16 protein-coding genes are annotated in these 18,616 nt (G+C 63.1%); 9 read left to right on the top strand and 7 right to left on the bottom strand.

From position 1 onward, the window contains the following. Positions 1-7: 7 nt before the first annotated feature. The 6 genes from SPHINGO391_RS17370 to SPHINGO391_RS17345 all read right to left on the bottom strand — a co-directional run bounded on the left by SPHINGO391_RS17370 (position 8) and on the right by SPHINGO391_RS17345 (position 8,390). A complete protein-coding gene (locus SPHINGO391_RS17370) occupies positions 8-1,162 on the bottom strand; it encodes an acyl-CoA dehydrogenase family protein (protein ID WP_152010016.1) in 1,155 nt (384 codons plus the stop codon). Positions 1,163-1,240: 78 nt separating this feature from the next. After that, on the bottom strand, positions 1,241-2,443 hold the full coding sequence (gene pimC, locus SPHINGO391_RS17365; RefSeq protein ID WP_152010015.1) for a pimeloyl-CoA dehydrogenase large subunit: 1,203 nt from the start codon (positions 2,441-2,443) through the stop codon (positions 1,241-1,243). 12 nt (positions 2,444-2,455) lie between these two features. Continuing rightward, on the bottom strand, positions 2,456-3,640 hold the full coding sequence (locus SPHINGO391_RS17360; protein WP_152010014.1) for an acetyl-CoA C-acyltransferase: 1,185 nt from the start codon (positions 3,638-3,640) through the stop codon (positions 2,456-2,458). Positions 3,641-3,651: 11 nt separating this feature from the next. Then, the gene (gene pimA / locus SPHINGO391_RS17355; RefSeq protein WP_152010013.1) at positions 3,652-5,349 is read right to left on the bottom strand and encodes a dicarboxylate--CoA ligase PimA; all 1,698 of its coding nucleotides are present in this window, start codon (positions 5,347-5,349) and stop codon (positions 3,652-3,654) included. Next, complete coding sequence (locus SPHINGO391_RS17350) at positions 5,346-7,448, bottom strand: 3-hydroxyacyl-CoA dehydrogenase NAD-binding domain-containing protein (RefSeq protein WP_152010012.1); 2,103 nt, start codon at positions 7,446-7,448, stop codon at positions 5,346-5,348. The genes pimA and SPHINGO391_RS17350 overlap by 4 nt, the downstream gene beginning before the upstream one ends. A 21-nt stretch (positions 7,449-7,469) precedes the next feature. Further along, positions 7,470-8,390 carry an alpha/beta hydrolase gene (locus tag SPHINGO391_RS17345; protein WP_152010011.1) on the bottom strand — a complete coding sequence of 307 codons (921 nt, stop codon included), beginning with the start codon at positions 8,388-8,390 and terminating at the stop codon, positions 7,470-7,472. A 107-nt stretch (positions 8,391-8,497) separates the two neighbouring features. On the opposite strand from SPHINGO391_RS17345, the gene SPHINGO391_RS17340 reads away from it, so the two are divergent. The 9 genes from SPHINGO391_RS17340 (at position 8,498) to SPHINGO391_RS17300 (ending at position 17,326) form a co-directional block, all read left to right on the top strand. Then, positions 8,498-9,409, top strand: coding sequence for an IclR family transcriptional regulator (locus SPHINGO391_RS17340; protein WP_152010010.1), 912 nt, complete (start codon positions 8,498-8,500; stop codon positions 9,407-9,409). Next, on the top strand, positions 9,409-10,200 hold the full coding sequence (locus SPHINGO391_RS17335; protein WP_152010009.1) for an ABC transporter ATP-binding protein: 792 nt from the start codon (positions 9,409-9,411) through the stop codon (positions 10,198-10,200). The genes SPHINGO391_RS17340 and SPHINGO391_RS17335 overlap by 1 nt, the downstream gene beginning before the upstream one ends. After that, positions 10,197-10,910, top strand: a complete 714-nt coding sequence (locus tag SPHINGO391_RS17330) for an ABC transporter ATP-binding protein (RefSeq protein WP_152010008.1) — start codon at positions 10,197-10,199, stop codon at positions 10,908-10,910. Before SPHINGO391_RS17335 ends, SPHINGO391_RS17330 begins: the two co-directional genes overlap by 4 nt. Before the next feature lie 10 nt (positions 10,911-10,920). After that, on the top strand, positions 10,921-11,796 hold the full coding sequence (locus SPHINGO391_RS17325) for a branched-chain amino acid ABC transporter permease (protein ID WP_152010007.1): 876 nt from the start codon (positions 10,921-10,923) through the stop codon (positions 11,794-11,796). Between the two features lie 3 nt (positions 11,797-11,799). Next, positions 11,800-12,846 carry a branched-chain amino acid ABC transporter permease gene (locus SPHINGO391_RS17320; RefSeq protein WP_152010006.1) on the top strand — a complete coding sequence of 349 codons (1,047 nt, stop codon included), beginning with the start codon at positions 11,800-11,802 and terminating at the stop codon, positions 12,844-12,846. A 116-nt stretch (positions 12,847-12,962) separates the two neighbouring features. Then, complete coding sequence (locus SPHINGO391_RS17315) at positions 12,963-14,096, top strand: ABC transporter substrate-binding protein (protein WP_244615445.1); 1,134 nt, start codon at positions 12,963-12,965, stop codon at positions 14,094-14,096. Between the two features lie 163 nt (positions 14,097-14,259). After that, positions 14,260-15,189, top strand: coding sequence for a transketolase (locus SPHINGO391_RS17310; protein WP_152010005.1), 930 nt, complete (start codon positions 14,260-14,262; stop codon positions 15,187-15,189). Beyond that, the gene (locus tag SPHINGO391_RS17305) at positions 15,189-16,193 is read left to right on the top strand and encodes a transketolase C-terminal domain-containing protein (protein ID WP_152010004.1); all 1,005 of its coding nucleotides are present in this window, start codon (positions 15,189-15,191) and stop codon (positions 16,191-16,193) included. The genes SPHINGO391_RS17310 and SPHINGO391_RS17305 overlap by 1 nt, the downstream gene beginning before the upstream one ends. 2 nt (positions 16,194-16,195) lie before the next feature. Continuing rightward, positions 16,196-17,326, top strand: coding sequence for a RuBisCO large subunit C-terminal-like domain-containing protein (locus SPHINGO391_RS17300; protein WP_152010003.1), 1,131 nt, complete (start codon positions 16,196-16,198; stop codon positions 17,324-17,326). A 213-nt stretch (positions 17,327-17,539) separates the two neighbouring features. Here the strand turns inward: SPHINGO391_RS17300 and SPHINGO391_RS17295 are convergent, their stop codons facing one another. Next, positions 17,540-18,595 (bottom strand): substrate-binding domain-containing protein, encoded by a 1,056-nt coding sequence (locus SPHINGO391_RS17295; RefSeq protein ID WP_152010002.1) that lies wholly within the window; start codon positions 18,593-18,595, stop codon positions 17,540-17,542. Between the last annotated feature and the right edge of the window lie 21 nt (positions 18,596-18,616).

Raw genomic sequence — 18,616 nt, 5'->3', positions numbered from 1 at the left:
CAAGGGGTCAGGCATCTTCGCGGATCAGGCCATCCATCTGGGCGAGGCGCTTGAGGTGATGGTTGGCGTCCCCGAACAGGATGTCGATCATCGTGGTCCGCTTGAAGTAGTGGCCGATCGCATATTCCATCGTCATGCCGACACCGCCATGCAGCTGGATCGCCTCGCGGCCGATGATCTTGGCGGATTCGCCGATCTGCACCTTGGCCGCCGAAACCGCCCTGGCCCGTTCCACCGCGTCGTCGCCGGTCGCCAGCATGCTGGCATACATGGTCATTGAGCGTGACTGCTCGAGTTCGACGAACATGTCGACCGCGCGGTGCTGCAACGCCTGGAAAGAGCCGATGGTGGTGCCGAACTGGCTGCGGGTCTTCAGGTACTCGAGCGTCAGCTCGTGCATCTTCTCGAAGCATCCCACGGCCTCGGCGCAGAGTGCTGCAACGGCTTCGTCGGCGACACGCGAAATTACCGGCCAGGCGCTGCCCTCGCTGCCGATCAGGGCGTCTGGCCCAACCTTGACCGATTGCAGCGCGATTTCGGCCGCGCGCAGCCCGTCCTGGGTCGGATAGCCATGGCGCGAGACCCCGTCGGCACCCGCATCGACGATGAACAGCGAGATCCCGTCCTCATCGCGTGACCCGCCCGACGTCCGTGCCGAGACGATGAGCTTGCCGGCACTGTCGCCATGCAGCACCAGCGCCTTCTTGCCGTCGATCACCCAGCCGTCGCCATCTTTCTTCGCAGATGTTTCGACGTCGAACAAATCATAGCGTCCCTGTGGTTCTGCGCAGGCCAGCGCCATCGTGAGGCTGCCGTCGGCAATGCCCGGGATGTGCGCGGACTTCTGCTCGCTGCTCCCGGCATGGCGCAGCACGCCGCCGGCCAGGATCACGCTGGCAAAGAACGGCTCCAGGATCAGCGCCTTTCCGAACGCCTCCATGACGATCATGGTTTCGGTGGCGCCGCCGCCGATGCCACCGTCTTCCTCGGCGAACGGCAGCGCCAGCAGCCCCAGTTCGGCATACTGGTTCCACATCTTCTCGCTGAAGCCGGTGTCACCGGCGCGATACTTGCCGCGCGCCTCGAAACCGTACTGGTCCTTGAGCAGTCGCTCCACGCTGTCCTTCAGCATGGTCTGTTCTTCGGAAAGGTCAAAATCCATCTTGGTGTTCTCCCGACAGGCCGGTCGCGCCGGCGCCGAATTGCGGGCCCGTTTCCAGGCCCTGAATGCTGTCCCGTGCTAGAGGCCGAGAATGGCCTTGGCGATGATGTTCTTCTGGATCTCGTTCGAACCGCCGTAGATCGAAACCTTGCGCGTGTTGAAATAGGCGGGCGCGATGGTCGAGGCCCAGTCCGGCCCGATCGATGGCTCGTTGCGGCCGTCGATTTCGTCTTCCGGAATGTAGGGCATGGCGTAGGGGCCAACGACGTCCATCAGCAACTCCGTCGTTGCCTGCTGGATCTCCGATCCCTTGATCTTCAGGATCGAACTGGCCGGATCCTGCGTACCTTTCTCGCGCTTTGCCTCGCCGGCAAGCACCCGAAGCTGGGTCATCTCCAGCGCCTTCAGCCGCACTTCAACCGCGGCCACCTTCTCACGGAACTCCGCCTGGTCGATCATACGTTCGCCGCCGACCCGCTGTTGGGCGGCGAGTTCCTTGATCCTGCGGATCCGTTCCTTGGAGACGCCGACGCGGGCGATGTTGACGCGCTCGTTGCCGAGCAGGAACTTGGCGTAGTTCCAGCCCTTGTTTTCTTCCCCGACGAGATTTTCGATCGGAACCCGGACATCGTCGAAGAACACCTCGTTGACCTCAACGCCGCCATCGATCGTCTGGATCGGCCGCACGGTGATGCCCGGGCTCTTCATGTCGATCAGCAGGAACGAGATTCCGGACTGCTTGCGCGCATCCGGATCGGTCCGCACCAGGCAGAAGATCCAGTCGGCATACTGGGCGAGCGTCGTCCACGTCTTCTGGCCGTTGACGACATATTCGTCACCGTCACGCACGGCGCGTGTCTTCAGCGAGGCCAGGTCCGAGCCCGAGCCCGGCTCGGAGAAGCCCTGACACCACCAGTCCTCAAGTGATGCGATCCTGGGCAGGAAGCGGCTCTTCTGCGCCTCGTTGCCGAAGGTGTAGATCACCGGGCCCACCATGTTGACGCCGAAGGCGAGCGGCGCCGGCGCCGGTGTCTGGCTCATTTCCTCAAGATAGATGTACTGCTTGATCGGACTCCAGCCGGTGCCGCCATGCTCGACCGGCCAATGCGGCACGGCCCAGCCCTTGTCGTGCAGGATCCGCGTCCAGGTGACCAGTTCTTCCTTGCTGGTGTGGTGACCCGCGACGATGTTTTCGCGGATGCTTGGCGGCAGGGCTTCCCGGAAAAATGTCCTAACCTCGTCGCGGAAAGCCAGCTCGTCTTCTGTGAATCTCAGATCCATGGTTCAACGTCCTCAAAAGATTTCGAAAAGGCCGGCAGCACCCATGCCGCCGCCAACGCACATTGTCACAACACCGTATTTGGCACCCCGGCGCTTGCCTTCAATCAGCACGTGGCCGGAAAGCCGGGCACCGGTCATGCCGTAGGGATGACCCACCGCAATGCTGCCGCCGTTGACGTTGAGCTTGTCGGGATCGATGCCGAGCTTGTCGCGGCAGTAGATCACCTGGACGGCAAAGGCCTCGTTGAGTTCCCAGATGCCGATGTCGTCGATCTTGAGGCCCGCGCGCTCAAGCAGGCGCGGGATGGCGAAGACCGGGCCGATGCCCATCTCGTCGGGCTCGGTGCCGGCGACGGCGAAACCGCGAAGTGCGCCAAGCGGTTGCAGCCCGCGTTTTTCGGCGAGCTTGGCGTTCATCACAACGCAGGCCGAAGCCCCGTCCGACAGCTGGCTGGCGTTGCCGGCGGTGATCAGCGCGCCTTCGCCGCGCACCGGCGTAAGGCCGGCCAGTCCTTCAAGTGTCGTCTGCGGTCGCGGTCCTTCATCGGCGGCGATCGTCACTTCCTTGTAGGAGACTTCCTTGGTCTCCTTGTTCATCACGCCCATCGTCGTGGTGATCGGCACGATCTCCGCGTCGAACCGGCCCGCCTCCATTGCCGCCGCCGTCCGCCTCTGGCTTTCGAGCGCATAGATATCCTGTGCCTCACGGCTGATGCCGTAGCGCTTGCCGACGGTCTCGGCGGTATCGATCATCGGCATGTAGATGTCGGGCTTGTGTTGCATCAGCCAGCGGTCCTGGCGATGGAAATTGTTCATGTGCTCGTTCTGCACCAAGCTGACCGATTCAAGCCCGCCGCCAATGGCGACCGGCACGCCGTCGAGCTGGATCGAGCGCGAGGCCACTGCAATGGCCTGCAGCCCCGACGAACACTGCCGGTCGATCGTTGATCCCGAGACCGTGACGGGCAGGCCGGCACGCACCAGCGCCTGGCGGGCGACATTGCCGCCGGTCGCACCCTGCTGCAGGGCGCAGCCCATGATCACGTCTTCGACCTCGCCGGGCTCGATGCCCGCACGCTCGACGGCATGCTTGATCGCGTGTGCGCCGAGTGTGGCGCCGTCGGTGTCGTTCAGTCCGCCGCGATAGGCCTTGCCGATCGGTGTGCGGGCGGTTGATACGATGACTGCATCCTGCATTGCGGTTTCCTTCACTTTGGAGTGTCTGATGATTTGGCTGCCTGGCCGGGTGTGGCTTTTTCTCTTTCGAGGTCGCGCAGTTCCTTGCGCGACAGCTTGCCGACCGATGTCTTGGGAAGTTCGTCCCGGAATTCCAGCGCCGCGGGCAGTTCGTGACGTCCGAGGCGGTCCTGCAGAAACGTGACCAGCTCTTCGAGCGAGAACGGCTCGGCACCCGGTTTGAGCGTTACGAAAGCCTTCGCAGCCTCGCCGCGATACTCGTCCGCAATGCCCAGCACGATGCATTCGCCCACCGCTGGGTGCTCGTAGATCGCCTGTTCGATCATCTGCGGATAGACGTTGAAGCCGCCCGAGATGATCATGTCTTTCTTGCGGTCGACGATATAGAAATAGCCGTCTGGCGCCATGTAGCCGACATCGCCGGTAAGGAAGAAACCGTCGGCAAACGCGACCTTGTTTTCTTCCGGCTTGTTCCAGTAGCCCGCCGTCACGTTCTTGCCGCGCACCCGGAGTTCGCCGACTTCGCCGACGGCCAAGATCCGGTGCGGATCGTCGAGATCGACCACTTGCAATTCGACGCCGGGCAAGGGCATGCCGATTGATCCGGGCTTGGCTTCGCCGAACGGCAGCAGGTTGGTGCCTGCCGGCGAGGTTTCGGTCATGCCCCATCCGCCGGCGAGCCGCTGGCCGGTCAGGCCTTCGAACCGCTGACCGACTTCCACCGGCAGCGGCGCGCCACCGGAAGAGCAGCGCACAAGCGAGGAGAGGTCGGTCTTCATCAGGTCCGGGTGATTGGCCAGCGCGATCCACATCGTCGGCACGCCGGGGAACGTGGTGATCTTCTTGGCCTGGATGTCGTTGAGCACCTGGGTCGCATCGAACCGCATGTGCAGCACGATCTCGGCCCGTCGCCTGATCCCCAGAAGCAGGATCGTGGTCAGCGCGTAGATATGAAACAGCGGCAGGACGCAGAGAACCTTCTCGCCCTCTTCCGGATCGCCGTAGAGTGCTTCGAACCAGATGTCATAGCTCGAGACAGCCGCGGTCAGGTTGGCATGGGTCAGCATCGCCCCCTTTGCCGGTCCGGTCGTCCCGCCCGTGTACTGTAGCAAGGCGATATCGTCTTCGCGGATTGCCGGCCATGCGCCGGGCGCTGCTCCGCTCGCGCAGAATGCGTCGAACCGGATCACGTCATCGCGCGCGGGGATCTCTTCCCGCGCCGGATTGTCGCCCCCGAATCGGCTGTCGTCTCCAACGATGACCCGGTCGGCGAGACCCGCCTCCATCAACTTGATCGCGCCGGCGAGCATGCCCCCGATATTGGTCGTCACGATGGTGCGCGCGCCCGAATCGGTCAATTTGTGCGCCAGTTCGCGCGGCGCATCCAGCGGCGAGAGATGCGCCAGCCGCGCGCCGGATTTCAACGTTCCGAAAAAGGCAACCGGATGCCAGGGCGTGTTCGGCAGGAACAGCGCCACGGTCTGGTCCTTGGCAAGGCCCGCCGCCAGCAGCGCTGCGGCGAAGGCTTCCGCTTCATCGCGCAGTTGCCTGTAGCTCATTGACCAGCCACGGAACTCGAGCAGGTTCCGCTCGGGACATTCCGCGACCGCCGCGTCAAGCAGGGCCGGAAGGCTGCCTGTCACGATCGGAGTGTCCCACCGCATGTTGTCCGGGTAGGACGCTTCCCAGGCATGCCGCCCGGCGGTCATGCGACATCGTCCTTGCCGGCCATCGCGGATGCCAGCGAACTGCCTTCCTTCGCCGCCTTGCGCAACAGTGCCGCAGGTTCGAACACCGGATTGCCGGTCTTGCCATGCCAGAATTCAAGCCGCTCGACGATGTGCTCAAGGCCAGCCTGCTCCGCCCAGAACATCGGCCCGCCCTTGCCGATCGGGAAGGCGTAGCCGTTGATCCAGACGATGTCGATGTCGGACGGCCGGAGCGCGATACCTTCTTCGAGGATCCTGGCGCCCTCGTTGATCATCGGGTAGATCGTCCGCTCAACGATCTCGTCTGCGCTGATGCTGCGCCGGTTCACGCCAAGTTCCCCGGCCTTTTCCGCAATCAGCGCGTCGACCCACGGATCGGGCTTCGCGTCGCGCGGCCCGTCCTCGTAGCTGTAAAAGCCCTTGCCGGTCTTCTGGCCGAAGCGTCCCGCCTCGCAGAGCGCGTCGCCGATCGCAGCGGTCTGGCCAAGCGACTTGCGGGTCCGCCAGCCGATATCGAGACCGGCGAGATCGCCCATCGCGAAGGGTCCCATGGAGAAACCGAAATCCAGAAACGCCTTGTCGACATCGGCCGGCGAGGCGCCTTCCAGCAGCAGCGATTCGTTCTCCGCCGAGCGCGACGACAGCATGCGGTTGCCGACAAAGCCGTGGCAAACGCCGACGACCACCGGCACCTTGCCGATCTGCTTGCCAAGCGCCAGCGCGGTGGCGATCACGTCCGGGGCTGTTTCCTTGCCGCGGACGATCTCCAGCAGCTTCATCACGTTGGCAGGCGAGAAGAAATGCATCCCCAGCACGTCCGCCGGACGCTTGGTCATCTGGGCGATAGCGTCGACATCGAGATAGGAGGTGTTTGACGCGAGGATGGCGCCGGGCTTCATCACCTCGTCAAGCTTGCCGAACACCACCTTCTTGACCGACATCTCTTCGAACACCGCCTCGATAACGAGGTCGGCGTCTGCAATGTCGTCATAGCTGGTCGTCGTGCTCAGCCGTCCCAGCCGCTTGTCGCGCTCCTCGGCGGATATCGAACCGCGCTTGACCGAGGTGTCGTAGTTGCGCTGGATCACCGCCATGCCGCGGTCGATCGCTTCCTGATTCATTTCCAGGATGGTCACCGGGACGCCGCCATTGGCAAGCGCCATGGCGATGCCGCCGCCCATCGTGCCGGCGCCTATCACCGCGGCCTTGCTGACCTTGCGCGGCCGCACGTCGCGGTCGATGCCCGGGATCTTGTTGGCCTCCCGCTCTGCAAAGAACAGGTGCCGCTGCGCCTTCGACTGGTCGCCGTTCATCAGCTCGATGAAGATTTCGCGTTCCTTGGCCAGCGCCTCGTCGAACGGCGTGTCGAGCGCCATGCGCACGGCGCGGACACAGGCCAGCGGAGCTTCGAGCCCGCGGGCTTTCTTGGTCAGGGTCGCGGCGTGAGCATCAAGCGCCGAAGGGTCGCGGCGCGCGGCTTCAAGCTTGTCTTCGCGGTCGCGCAGCGCCGAGGGTTTTTCGTCCGCTGCCGCAAGTTCGAGCGCAAAGGCCTTGGCATCGGCCAGAAGGTCTTCGCCCGCGACGCGGTCGAGAATGCCGACCTCAAGCGCCTTCCTGGCGCCAACCGGGTTGCCCGGAACAATCACGTCAAGTGCTGCTTCGGGCCCGATCAGCCGCGGCAGCCGCTGGGTCCCGCCGGCGCCGGGGATCAGGCCGAGCTTGACTTCGGGAAGCGCCAGCTTGGCGTCCGCGGTGGCGATCCGGCCATGGCAGGACAAGGAGACCTCAAGCCCGCCGCCGAAGGCAAAGCCGTGGATCGCCGCGACCACCGGCTTGCTCATGGTTTCGCAGCGCGTGTTCACATCGGGCAGCGACGGTTCGCGCGGCGTCTTGCCGAACTCGGTGATGTCGGCGCCGCCGCTGAAGGTCCGGCCGCCGCCGGTCAGCACGACGCAGGTGACGTCCGGATCGGCCTCGGCCCGGTTCATGGCCTCGATCACGCCGTGCCTGACATCAAATCCGAAGGCATTGACCGGTGGATTGTTGATCGTGACCACCGCGACAGCCCCGTCCACCGAGTAAGTTACATCACCAGCCATGTTTTCCTCCCAGAAATGAATTCATTTGTCCGCCCGTTGTGCAAACGAGCGGAGGCAATCTGTCAATGCCGCATTGAACGCGTCTGCGGCTTCGTACTGAACCCAGTGACCGGCATCGTCAACAAGCTTGAACGATGCTTCCGGATCGCGCGCCAGAAGCCATGCGCGACGTTCTTCGAAATAGGGCGCGGCGAGCTGGTCGTGTTCGCCCCAGATGGTCGCCAGCGGGACCCGGCTTGCATCGAGATTTGCGGTCAGCGGCTTGGTCCGGGCTGTCGGGCGGGTGTCGTGACGCGAACGCTCGGCATTGGATTGCTGGATCAGGATGGCCGTATCATCGATCCGCGCCGGGTCGGCGATCATGATTGCCAGCAAATTGTCCCTGTGGATGGCGCGGCGCTGCCCGGCATCCGGAATGTGACGCCAGCTCGACAGCGTCACATCATGCCGCCGCGCCTCGAAGCCGACACCGCCGACGATCACGAAGCCGCCAATCCTCGGCCCGACCAGGCGCGACACGAAGCTGCCGATGATGCCGCCATAGGAGAACCCGACCTGGTAAAACCGCTCGGCCCCGATCAGCCGATCGATCCCGGCGACAAGAATGCGGGCCATCCGGTGCGGATCGGCGTCGCGGTTGCAATCGGCCGAATCGCCAAAACCCGGAAGGTCTGGCACAATCACCCGGTAATCCTGTGCAAGGAAGCGGATCTGACGGAAGAAATGGCTCCACGATCCGGCGCCGCCATGCAGCATCACCAGCGCCGGGCCCGAGCCCCATTCGCGCCAGACCGCAAAGCCTTCGTCGGTTGCGACCTCTGTCCGGCGTGCAGCGCGGTCCAGCTCGGCCACCGGCCTGAAGGCGGCATGGCTCGACCACTCGGGCAGGGCCGTTTCAGGGCTCCCGCCGGTCGTTTCATGTACGGATCTGGCCTCCTCCATCGTCCGCAAACAACCTCCCAGTTTCGCAGTGCGAAATTCAATTTTATTATTTGACCTCTCTGCTAGAATGTGATGGATTGTTTGTCAACAAAGGGAGGAGCGGCTGCATGACAGCCAATGCACGTGGCAACGCTGACGGCGTTGTCGCTGAAAAATCGAGCCTTGGCCACGACGGCAACCGCAAGTTCGTGACCGCGCTTGCGCGGGGGCTTGAAGTGCTGCGCTGCTTCCATCCACGCGACGGATTTCTGAGCAATCAGGAGATTGCGGAGCGCACCGGACTGCCCAAGCCGACCGTGACCCGCCTCACTTATACGCTGTGCGAACTCGGCTATCTGATGCAGATCCCGAGGCTCGGCAAATACCAGCTTGCTCCCGGCACCATCACGCTGGGTTATGCGGCGCTCGCCAATCTCGGCATTCGTCACGTCGCCCGCGACTTCATGGACCAGGCCGCGGAAGTGCTTGCGGCGCCGGTTGCGCTTGGTGTGCTCGATCGCAACAAGGCACTTTACGTCGGAATTTCTCGCGGCTCCGCGACATTTACCGTGCAGCTCGAAATCGGTTCGCGCATCCCGCTGGTCGAAACCGCCATGGGCCGCGCGCTGCTCGTCACCTTGCCCGAAGCGGAACGCGAGGAGCATGTGCTCGCCGCCGTCGAGAAGCATCCCGAAAAGGGCATGCTGATGCGCAAGACCATGGACAAGGCCATGGCTGATTACGAGCAGTTCGGCTTTGTCGTTTCCACCGGTGAGTGGCGGCCCGACATCTACGCCGCAGGCGCGCCCCTGGTCGCTGCCGACGGATCGGGAACCTACGCCTTCAATTGCGGTGCGCCACCCCATCATTTCCCGCCTGAACGCCTCTACAACGAGGTCGGTCCGGTGATGGCGTCACTCGTCCGCGTTGTCGATGATGCCCTGAACGGAAAACGGCCGCTTCGGCCGGATCACAACTGGATGCCCGCGGCACGAACTGCTGGCATGCATGAAAACAGACCGGAGCATGGAGGTCCCTGATGCAAGCTCAACCCGTCAGTTCGCCACCCCAACTTGCCGTGCGCGACGTCGTCGTGCGATTTGGCGGAATCGTGGCGCTGGACGGCATCGCCTTCGAGCTGCACAAGGGGCAGATTCTGGGTCTGATCGGCCCCAATGGAGCGGGCAAGACCACGCTGTTCAACTGCCTCAGCCGGCTTTACACCCCGGCATCGGGTGACATTCTCTATGATGGCAAATCGGTCTTGGCAAAGAAAGCGCACGAGATGCCAGCGGTCGGCATCGGCCGCTCGTTCCAGAATGTGGCGCTGTTCCAGCGCATGTCCGTGCGTGACAATATCCGCGTCGGCGCCCATGCCAACAGCCGCAGCGATTTCTTCTCCGATGCGCTGCGCCTGCCTTGGGTTCGCCGCCAGGAGGCCGAGGTCGACGCCACTGTCAGCGAACTGATCGAGTATCTCGAACTGGGCAGCGTCGCAGATCTTCCGGTGGACGGCTTGCCGTTCGGAACCCGCAAGCGGGTTGAGATTGCCCGCGCGCTTGCCGCCCGTCCCGGCGTGCTGTTGCTCGACGAACCGGCCGGCGGTCTCAATCATGACGAGGTGGGCGAGCTTGGCCGCCTCATCCAGCACATCCGCGATGATCGCGGTGTCACCGTCCTGCTGGTCGAACATCACATGGGCCTGGTGATGTCGATATCGGACAAGGTCGTTGTCCTCAGCTTCGGCCGCAAGATTGCCGAGGGCACGCCGGCCGAGGTTCAGCAAAATCCTGACGTGATTGCCGCATATCTGGGAGGCCAGTCCGAATGAGCAAGTTACTCGAAGTCACCGGCCTTCACGCCTCCTATGGCGATTTCCGGGTCTTGCACGGTCTTGATTTCTCCGTCGAGAAGGGCGGTATCTCGACGCTTCTGGGTGCCAATGGCGCCGGCAAGACCACGACGCTCCGTGCCCTGTGTGGCATGATCAAGCGATCCGGCACCATCCGCTATGACGGCAATGATATCGGCAGCAAGGCGACCGAGGAAATCGTCCGCATGGGTGTGGCGCATGTTCCCGAGGGCCGCGGCACCTTTACCGGCCTGACCACCGAAGAAAACCTCGAATGCGGGGCCATGACGCGCAGCTCCCGGGCCGAGATCGCGCGTGACATGGAGCAGGTCTATCACTGGTTTCCGCGGCTTCGCGAACGCCGCGCCCAGCAGGCAGGCACCCTGTCAGGCGGCGAGCAGCAGATGCTGGCTATCGCCCGGGCGCTGATGCTCCGGCCGCGCCTGATGCTTCTGGACGAGCCCTCCTTTGGTCTGGCCCCGATGATCGTCCAGGAAATGTTCTCGATCCTGCGCAAGGTCAACGAGGAGGAGGATGTCGCCATGCTGATCGTCGAGCAGAACGCCGGTGTGGTTCTCGAACTGGCCGACACCGCCTTCGTCCTTGAAACCGGCGGCATCGTGATGTCGGGTACCGCCGCGGAAATCCGCGACAACGAAACAATCCGCGCCGCCTATCTCGGCTATTGAGGGGGAAACGATGGAGCTTCTCGCACAGCAACTGATCACCGGCATCGCCACCGGCGGAATCTATGCCTGCATGGCACTCGCCGTGGTAATGATCTATCAGGCCATTCACCACCTCAATTTTGCCCAGGGCGAAATGGCGATGTTCTCCACCTTCATCGCCTGGCAGATGCTGGCCTGGGGCGTGCCCTACTGGCTGGTGATTCCGCTGACAGTGGTCGTTTCCTTTGCTGGCGGCGTCGCCATCGAGCGGCTCGTGATCCGGCCTCTCGGAGACGCCCCGGTGCTCAGCCACATCGTCGTCTTCATCGGCCTCTTTGCCATCATCAACAGCCTTGCCGGGTTCATCTGGGACTTCACCATCAAGCCGTTCCCGAGCCCCTTCGGCGAAGGCTCGCAGTTCGGCGGCCTGATCAGCAATCACCAGATCGGCATGATCGCGGTCACCATGACAGTGCTTGTGATGCTGTTCCTGTTTTTCCAGTACACACGGGTCGGCCTCGCCATGCGCGCCGCCGCCGAAAATCCCGCATCGGCCCGCCTGGTCGGTATCCGGGTCGGCTGGATGATCGCGCTCGGCTGGGGCATGGCGGCGGCGATTGGCGCTGTCGCCGGCATTCTGATAGCGCCCATCGTCTTTCTTGAACCCAACATGATGCTGTCGATCCTGCTCTACGGCTTTGCAGGCGCGGTGCTTGGCGGGTTGACCAGCCCGACCGGTGCTGTTTTTGGCGGCTTCATGGTCGGTATCATCGAGAACCTCGCCGGCACCTACATCCCGGAGATCGGTGGCGAACTGAAATTGCCGATCGCGCTGTTCCTGATCGTCACCGTTCTGGTGTTCAAGCCCACAGGCCTGTTTGGCCGCACCGTCGTACAGAGGGTCTGATAGATGTCCGCAAACACCACGACCACCGCCGACGGCCAGGCTCCGGCCAAGCAGGGTGTGAGCCTGCCTCAACCCGCCGCGGCCACAAGCAACGCGAAGATCATGCGGACGGCCGGCGTCATCCTGCTCGCGATCGGAATTGCCGCGCCCTTCCTGTCCGGAAACTTCCTGATCTTCCAGCTGACGATGATGATGATCTACGCGATCGCGATCCTCGGGCTCAATATCCTCACCGGCATCAACGGCCAGTTCTCGCTGGGCCATGGCGCATTCTATGCCGTCGGGGCCTATACTGCCGCCATCATGATGGACCAGTTCGGTATCGGCTACCTGTGGACCCTGCCGGTGGCCGGCATCATCTGCTTCGTTGTCGGCTTCCTGTTCGGGCTGCCTGCGTTGCGTCTGGAAGGTGTCTATCTGGCGCTGGCGACATTTGCGCTTGCCGTCGTCACCCCGCAACTCTTCAAGCTGTCGCCTTTCGAGCACTGGACAAGCGGTGTCATGGGGATCGTGATCTCCAAGCCTGACGCGCCGTTCGGGTTGCCCCTTAACCCCGATCAGTGGCTTTACTTCCTGACTTTCGCCATCGGTCTGCTGGCCTATGTCTGCGCCAGAAACCTCGTCGGCAGTCGGACCGGCCGCGCCTTGATGGCGATCCGCGACAATCCGATTGCGGCAGGATCGATGGGCGTGAACACGCCGCTTTTCAAATCTCTGGCCTTCGGTGTCAGCGCGCTTTACACCGGTGTCGCCGGTGCGCTCGGCGCCATCGTTGTCCAGTACATCTCGCCCGATTCATTTACATTCACGCTCTCCGTGGCCCTTGTCGTTGGGCTTGTGGTCGGCGGCGTCGGCTGGCTGCCCGGCGCGCTGTTCGGCGGGGCCTTCATCATGTTCGTGCCCAATATCGCCGAGGAACTGTCCAAGGGCCTGTCAGGCGCCGTCTACGGCCTCATCATGATCCTCATGATGTACGCAATACCAACCGGGCTGGGAGGCCTGTTGAAGGCGGCGCTGACAGCGTTGTCCAAGCGGAGTATGAATAGGTAGTGCAACCTTAAAGGGAGGAAACCATGCACAAACGACGTAACATGCTCAAATTTGTGGGCGCGGGGCTTGTCTTGAGCGCCGGGCTGTCACTTCCGGCACTCAGCCAGGCGGCAGACATGCCTGGCGTGACCGATACGGAAATCACGATCGGTAACATTGCGCCCTACAGCGGGCCGGCCTCGGCCTACTCGACCATTGCCAAGACGATTTCCGCCTATTTCGACAAGGTCAATGAAGAAGGCGGCATCAACGGACGCACGGTCAATTTCCTGTCCTATGATGATGGCTACTCGCCGCCCAAGGCGGTGGAGCAGGCACGCAAGCTCGTCGAGAGCGACGAGGTTCTGCTGATCTTCCAGTCGCTCGGAACGCCGTCGAACTCGGCGATCGAGAAGTACATGAACATGAAGAAGGTGCCTCAGCTTCTCGTTGCCACCGGAGCCACCAAGTTCGGCAATCCGGGAGAAGCCCCGTGGACGATGGGCTGGCAGCCCAACTACCAGAGCGAGGGCATCATCTATGGTCGCTGGATCGCTTCCGAAATGCCCGATGCGAAGATCGCCGTGATGTTCCAGAACGACGATTTCGGCAAGGACTTGCTCAATGGTCTGAAGACCGGGCTTGGTGACAAGGCCGACATGGTCGTCGCCGAAGCTTCCTACGAAGTTGCCGAGCCGGTCGTGGACTCGCAGGTTGTCAAGTTGAAGGCTTCCGGCGCCAATGTCTTTGTCAGTTTCGCGACGCCGAAATTCGCCGCTCAGGGCATCAAGAAGGCCCACGAGATCGGCTGGGATGCAACCCAGATCGTCGCCAACGTTTCCAACTCGGTGGGCGCGGTTCTCACGCCTGCCGGACTGGAAGCTTCCACCGGTCTCATCTCCACCGCCTATCTCAAGGACATGCAGGATCCCCAGTGGGCGGACGACCAGGGCGCCAAGGACTGGAACGCCTTCATGGACAAGTACTATCCGGACGGTGACAAGCTCTCGAGCTTCACCACCTACGGATATTCGGTGGCGCAGACCATGGTGCACATCCTTGATCAGGCGGGTGATGACCTGACGCGCGAGAACGTGCTCAAGCAGGCTGCCAGCATGAAGGACGTCACCCTGCCGCTGTTCCTGCCCGGCATGACGATGAACACGACCGAGACCGACTACTTCCCGATCGAGCAGATGCAGTTGATGAAGTTCAACGGCGAGCGCTGGGAAACCTTCGGTGACATCATCTCCGGCGAAGTCGGCGGCTGATACAAGGCTCTTCTGAGCAAGATCGAAACGCCGGGCACCCTGTGGTGTCCGGCGTTTCCATTTCTGGGTTTCGCCCTCGGAACCGCACCATTTATACATTTGCCATCAATGTTGACATTTGTCTATTATCGCGACATTGTCGCCATGAATGAGGGAGGCAGATGTGCGCAACAAACGTTCGACCGAAGACGTAGCCATGGGAATTCGCAGACGGGTGTTCGAGCACTCGATGCGCAACAATGGCGGCTATCTCAGCCAGGCCTGCTCGGCCGCCGAGCAACTGGCGTTCCTCTATAACGAGGCCCTGGATCTGGGCGAGCCGGTGTTGCCGGCAGTGCCCAGGCCTTTCGCCGGCGTCCCCTCCGCCGACAATCCGGATTATGTCACCGGCGCCGGTTACAATGGCCCGTTCGAGCCCCAGTATGACCGGCTGTTCATTGCGCCCGCGCATTACGCGCTGGTGGCCTATGCGACACTGATCGAGACCGGCCGGATGGATGCCGAAGGCCTCGAGATGTTCAACAAGGATGGCTCGTCGGTCGAGATGATCGGCGCCGAGCATTCGCCCGGCATGGAAGTCCACAACGGCACGCTGGGCATCGGCCTGTCGACCGGCGCGGGCCTCGCCTTCGGTCGCAAGCGCCGTGGCGAAAGCGGTGGGGTCTGCGTCTTCATGTCCGATGGCGAGGTCCAGGAGGGCCAGACCTGGGAAGCGGTGCAGGCAGCCGCCCACCACGGCATCGACAATCTCTGGGCGCTGATGGATGTCAATGACCAGCAGTGCGACGGAGCCATGGATTCGGTGATGGAAGTCCGCGACATCGCCGCCAAGTTCCGCGCCTTTGGTGCCGTCTGTGTCGAGATCGATGCGCATGATCTGGGCGCCATGCGCCAGGCCAGGAACGAGCCGCACGAAGGCCAGCCGCTGATCATCCTGGCCCGCTCCTCGCCCACACAGGGCATGAGCTTCCTGCAGAAGCGCTTCCCGCGGCTGCATTATGTGCGGTTCAAGTCCGAGGAGGAGCGCGCCGAAATGAATGCTTCCATCGCCGCCGAGCTTGGTATCGACCCGATTGAACTGGAGACGCACTGATGGTTGAGATGGTCAATCGCCCCTATGCGTCGGCCTTCGAGGCCTACGCCGTCAAGCATCCCGATGTGCTGTGCCTGTCCGCCGACCTGACCTCGTCCTGCGAGATCGACGGTTTTCGCGACCGCCACCCGGACCAGTTCCTGTCGCTCGGCATGGCCGAGCAGAACATGATGAGCTTTGCCGGTGGCCTCGGGCTTGCCGGTTACCGCCCGTTCCTGCATTCGTTCGGCGTCTTTCTCTATCGCCGGCCTTACGACCAGCTCATGGCATCGGTCGCCTATCCGCGCCGCAAGGTGCGCCTGATGGGCTTCCTGCCCGGCATCACCACGCCCGGCGGCATGACCCACCAGGCGATCGAGGATGTCGCCGTCATGCGGTCGATCCCCAACATGTCGATCCTCGAAACCGGCGACGCCACCGAGGTCGAGAGCATCTGCGAGGCAGCCGATTCCATCGACGGTCCGGTCTATTGCCGCGTCCTGCGCGGCTCGGTTCCGCGCCTGTTCGACAGCCCGATCAAGGTCGGCGAAATGCGCGAACTTTCCTTGGGAGCCGATGTTCTGGTGGTCACCTCCGGCATTGCCACGGAAGAAGCACTCCGTGCCCGCGACGCGCTGTCCAGGGCCGGTGTCTCGATCCGGCATCTGCACATCCACACCATCAAGCCGTTCAACGAGCAGGCGCTGCTCGATCATATCGGCTCGGTCTCCAAGGGCGTCGTGGTGCTCGAAAACCACGTCATCACCGGCGGGGTCGGCTCGCTGGTCGCCGAGATCATGGCCGACAACGGCGTCGGCAAGCCGCTGGTGCGGCTTGGTCTCAACGACACCTATGCCCATGGCGGTTCGAAGCCCTACCTGATGAAGCATTACGGTCTTGATGCCGGTGCACTGGTGCGCGGCATCGAGCGCATCATCGGCGCCTCGACCGGCATCGACGAGGAAGCGCTTGCCAGCGCCCGGGTCGAGGCGGTTCATTCCGCCGTCAAGGCGGAGGCGCTGTAGGGATGGCGGACGACACCCGGTTCCGCGTCCGCTACCGGCTGCTGGCGGACAGCCCGCAGGACGCCGACCAGCGGGCGCTTGGCATCGCGCTCGAACAGACGGTGGAAATCCCCGGCGACATCGTGCCAGCGGGCTACATAAGCGACGAGATCGTCGGCCAGATTGAAAGCGTCAGGCATCTTCGCGGCAATACCTATGAGGCGGAGATCTCCTACAGTCCCGACAGCGCCGGCGACGAGATCATCCAGCTGATCAACGTGATCTTCGGCAATTCCTCGATCCAGCAAAATATTCGCGTGACGGGCTTCGAGCCCGGCCGGGTGATCCGCGAGCGTTTCGCCGGCCCGCGCTTTGGCATCGAAGGTGTTCGCGCGCGCTCGGGGCGAAGCCGTGGTGGACTCATCTCGCCCGTGATCAAGCCGCAGGGCTCGAGCGTGAAGCAGCTCGCCGACATTGCCTATCGCTGCACGCTTGGCGGTGCCGATATCATCAAGGACGATCACGGTCTCGCCAACCAGAAGATGGCGCCGTTCGGCGAACGTGTGAAGGCGGTCAGCGACGCTGTCGCCGAAGCCAACGCCAGGTCCGGCGGCTCGGCACTCTATTTCGTCAACGTGACCGGCCACACCGGTTCGCCTGTGGACGAGGCGTTCCAGGCCAGGGAGGCGGGCGCCGGTGGCCTGCTGCTGATGCCCGGCCTGATGGGCTTTGGCGTGGTGCAGGCGCTGTCGCGCGATCCGTCCTTCGATCTGCCGATCATGACCCATCCGAGTTTCACCGGCCCCTTTGTGCTGACGCCTGAAACCGGTGTTTCCCACGCCATCATGTACGGCGTGTTCCAGCGTCTGGCCGGATCCGACATTTCGGTGTTCCCCAATGTCGGCGGCCGCTTCGGCTTCAGCGTCGAGGAATGCCTGTCGATTGCAGAGGCCTGCCGCGCGTCCGACGGCATCGGCCGGCCGATGATGCCGAGCCCCGGCGGCGGCATGAGCGTGGAGCGCGCAGGCGACATGGTCTCGATGTATGGCGAGGACGTGGTCTTCCTGCTCGGCGGCAGCCTGCTGCGCGCCGGCGAGGCGATCGGGGAGGCGGTGCGCGCCATGCGCGACGCCGTCGACAGCATAGCGGCCTGATTGAAACAACCGGGGTCTGTCCTGGAAACTGTGGGGCGCGGTTGAAAGACCGGCCCCATTTTTTTGCCGCAAGGAGAGCCTGCTGAAATGGCTTTGGCCTTGCCGAAAGCCGCTGACCTGTGTGGTTTGGCGAGGGCTTGAAGAAGCGATGTGAGCGCAGAAAAAAGGCCGCATCCGGAGATGCGGCCTTTCCATCCTGGGAGGGATGTTGGATCAGCGTGCCGGCAGCGGCATCCAGTCGGTCATCGCGACATCGGCATGGGCAAATTGCGGCATCTTGGCCGAGAGTTCTTCCATGTTCTTGATGTCGTTCTCGATGAGGAAGTCCTGCGTGATCAGGGTTGGCGGCACCACCACCTGGGCACCGGGTTCGCCGCCGGTCAGCATGATGGCGAGAGCCCGTACCGAGACTTCGCCGACAACTGCCGGGTTGGTCGCAACGGTTGCCGCCCAGGCGCTGTCAGGCTCGCGCATCGCCGAGATGTCGGCGGTCGAGACGTCGGCGGAATAGATCTTGATGTCCTGCGACATGCCGGCTTCGTCCACCGCGATCTTCACGCCCTTGGCGAATTCGTCATAGGGAGCGAAGAACACCGAGATGTCCGGGTTTGCCTGCAGCACCGAGCGTGCCTGGTTGGCGTTCGAGTTGGCGATCGGGTTGTCGAGCGTGCCGATCTGGGCGGCTTCCACGATACCCGGATTGGCGGCCTTGACCTCTTCCCATGCGACGTGACGGCGGTCGAGCGGAGCGATGCCGGGCACGTAGACATAGCCGGCCTTCCATTCGGTGCCGTTGTCCTTGATCGCCTGTTCCAGCGCCAGCTTGCCGAGCAGGTAATCCGACTGCTCGATCTGCGGGATCGCGTCGTTTTCGACATTGACGTCGAAGGCCACGACCTTGATGCCGGCGTCCACCGCGCGCTGGGCGGCTTCCTTCATCGATTCCGTCAGGCCGTGCTGGATGATGATCCCGTCGACGCCCAATGCAATTGCCTGGTCGACCATGTCGGCCTGAAGGGCCGCGTCCTGACGGCTGTCGAGGACCCGGAGATCGACGCCAAGTGCTTCGGCCTGCTTTTCCACGCCCGACAGATAGGCCTGAAAGAAGTCACCGGTGGAGAGATAGCGCACCAGCGCGATCTTCACATCGCCGGGGTTGTCGAGCGGCGCCGGCATGTCTGCAGCCGTTGCAAGGCTCGCGGGCAGGGTGACGGCTGCAGCGGCGAGGCCCGCAAAGAGGGCCAGGGCTTTTCTGCGTATGATTTTCATGCTGTTTTCCTCCGTTAAATG

Origin of the sequence: Hoeflea sp. EC-HK425, assembly GCF_902498795.1 — a bacterium.
Taxonomy (GTDB): Bacteria; Pseudomonadota; Alphaproteobacteria; order Rhizobiales; family Rhizobiaceae; genus Hoeflea; species Hoeflea alexandrii.
The sequence above is the reverse complement of the archived record's forward strand: the minus strand, read 5'-3'. Positions and strand labels throughout refer to the sequence as shown.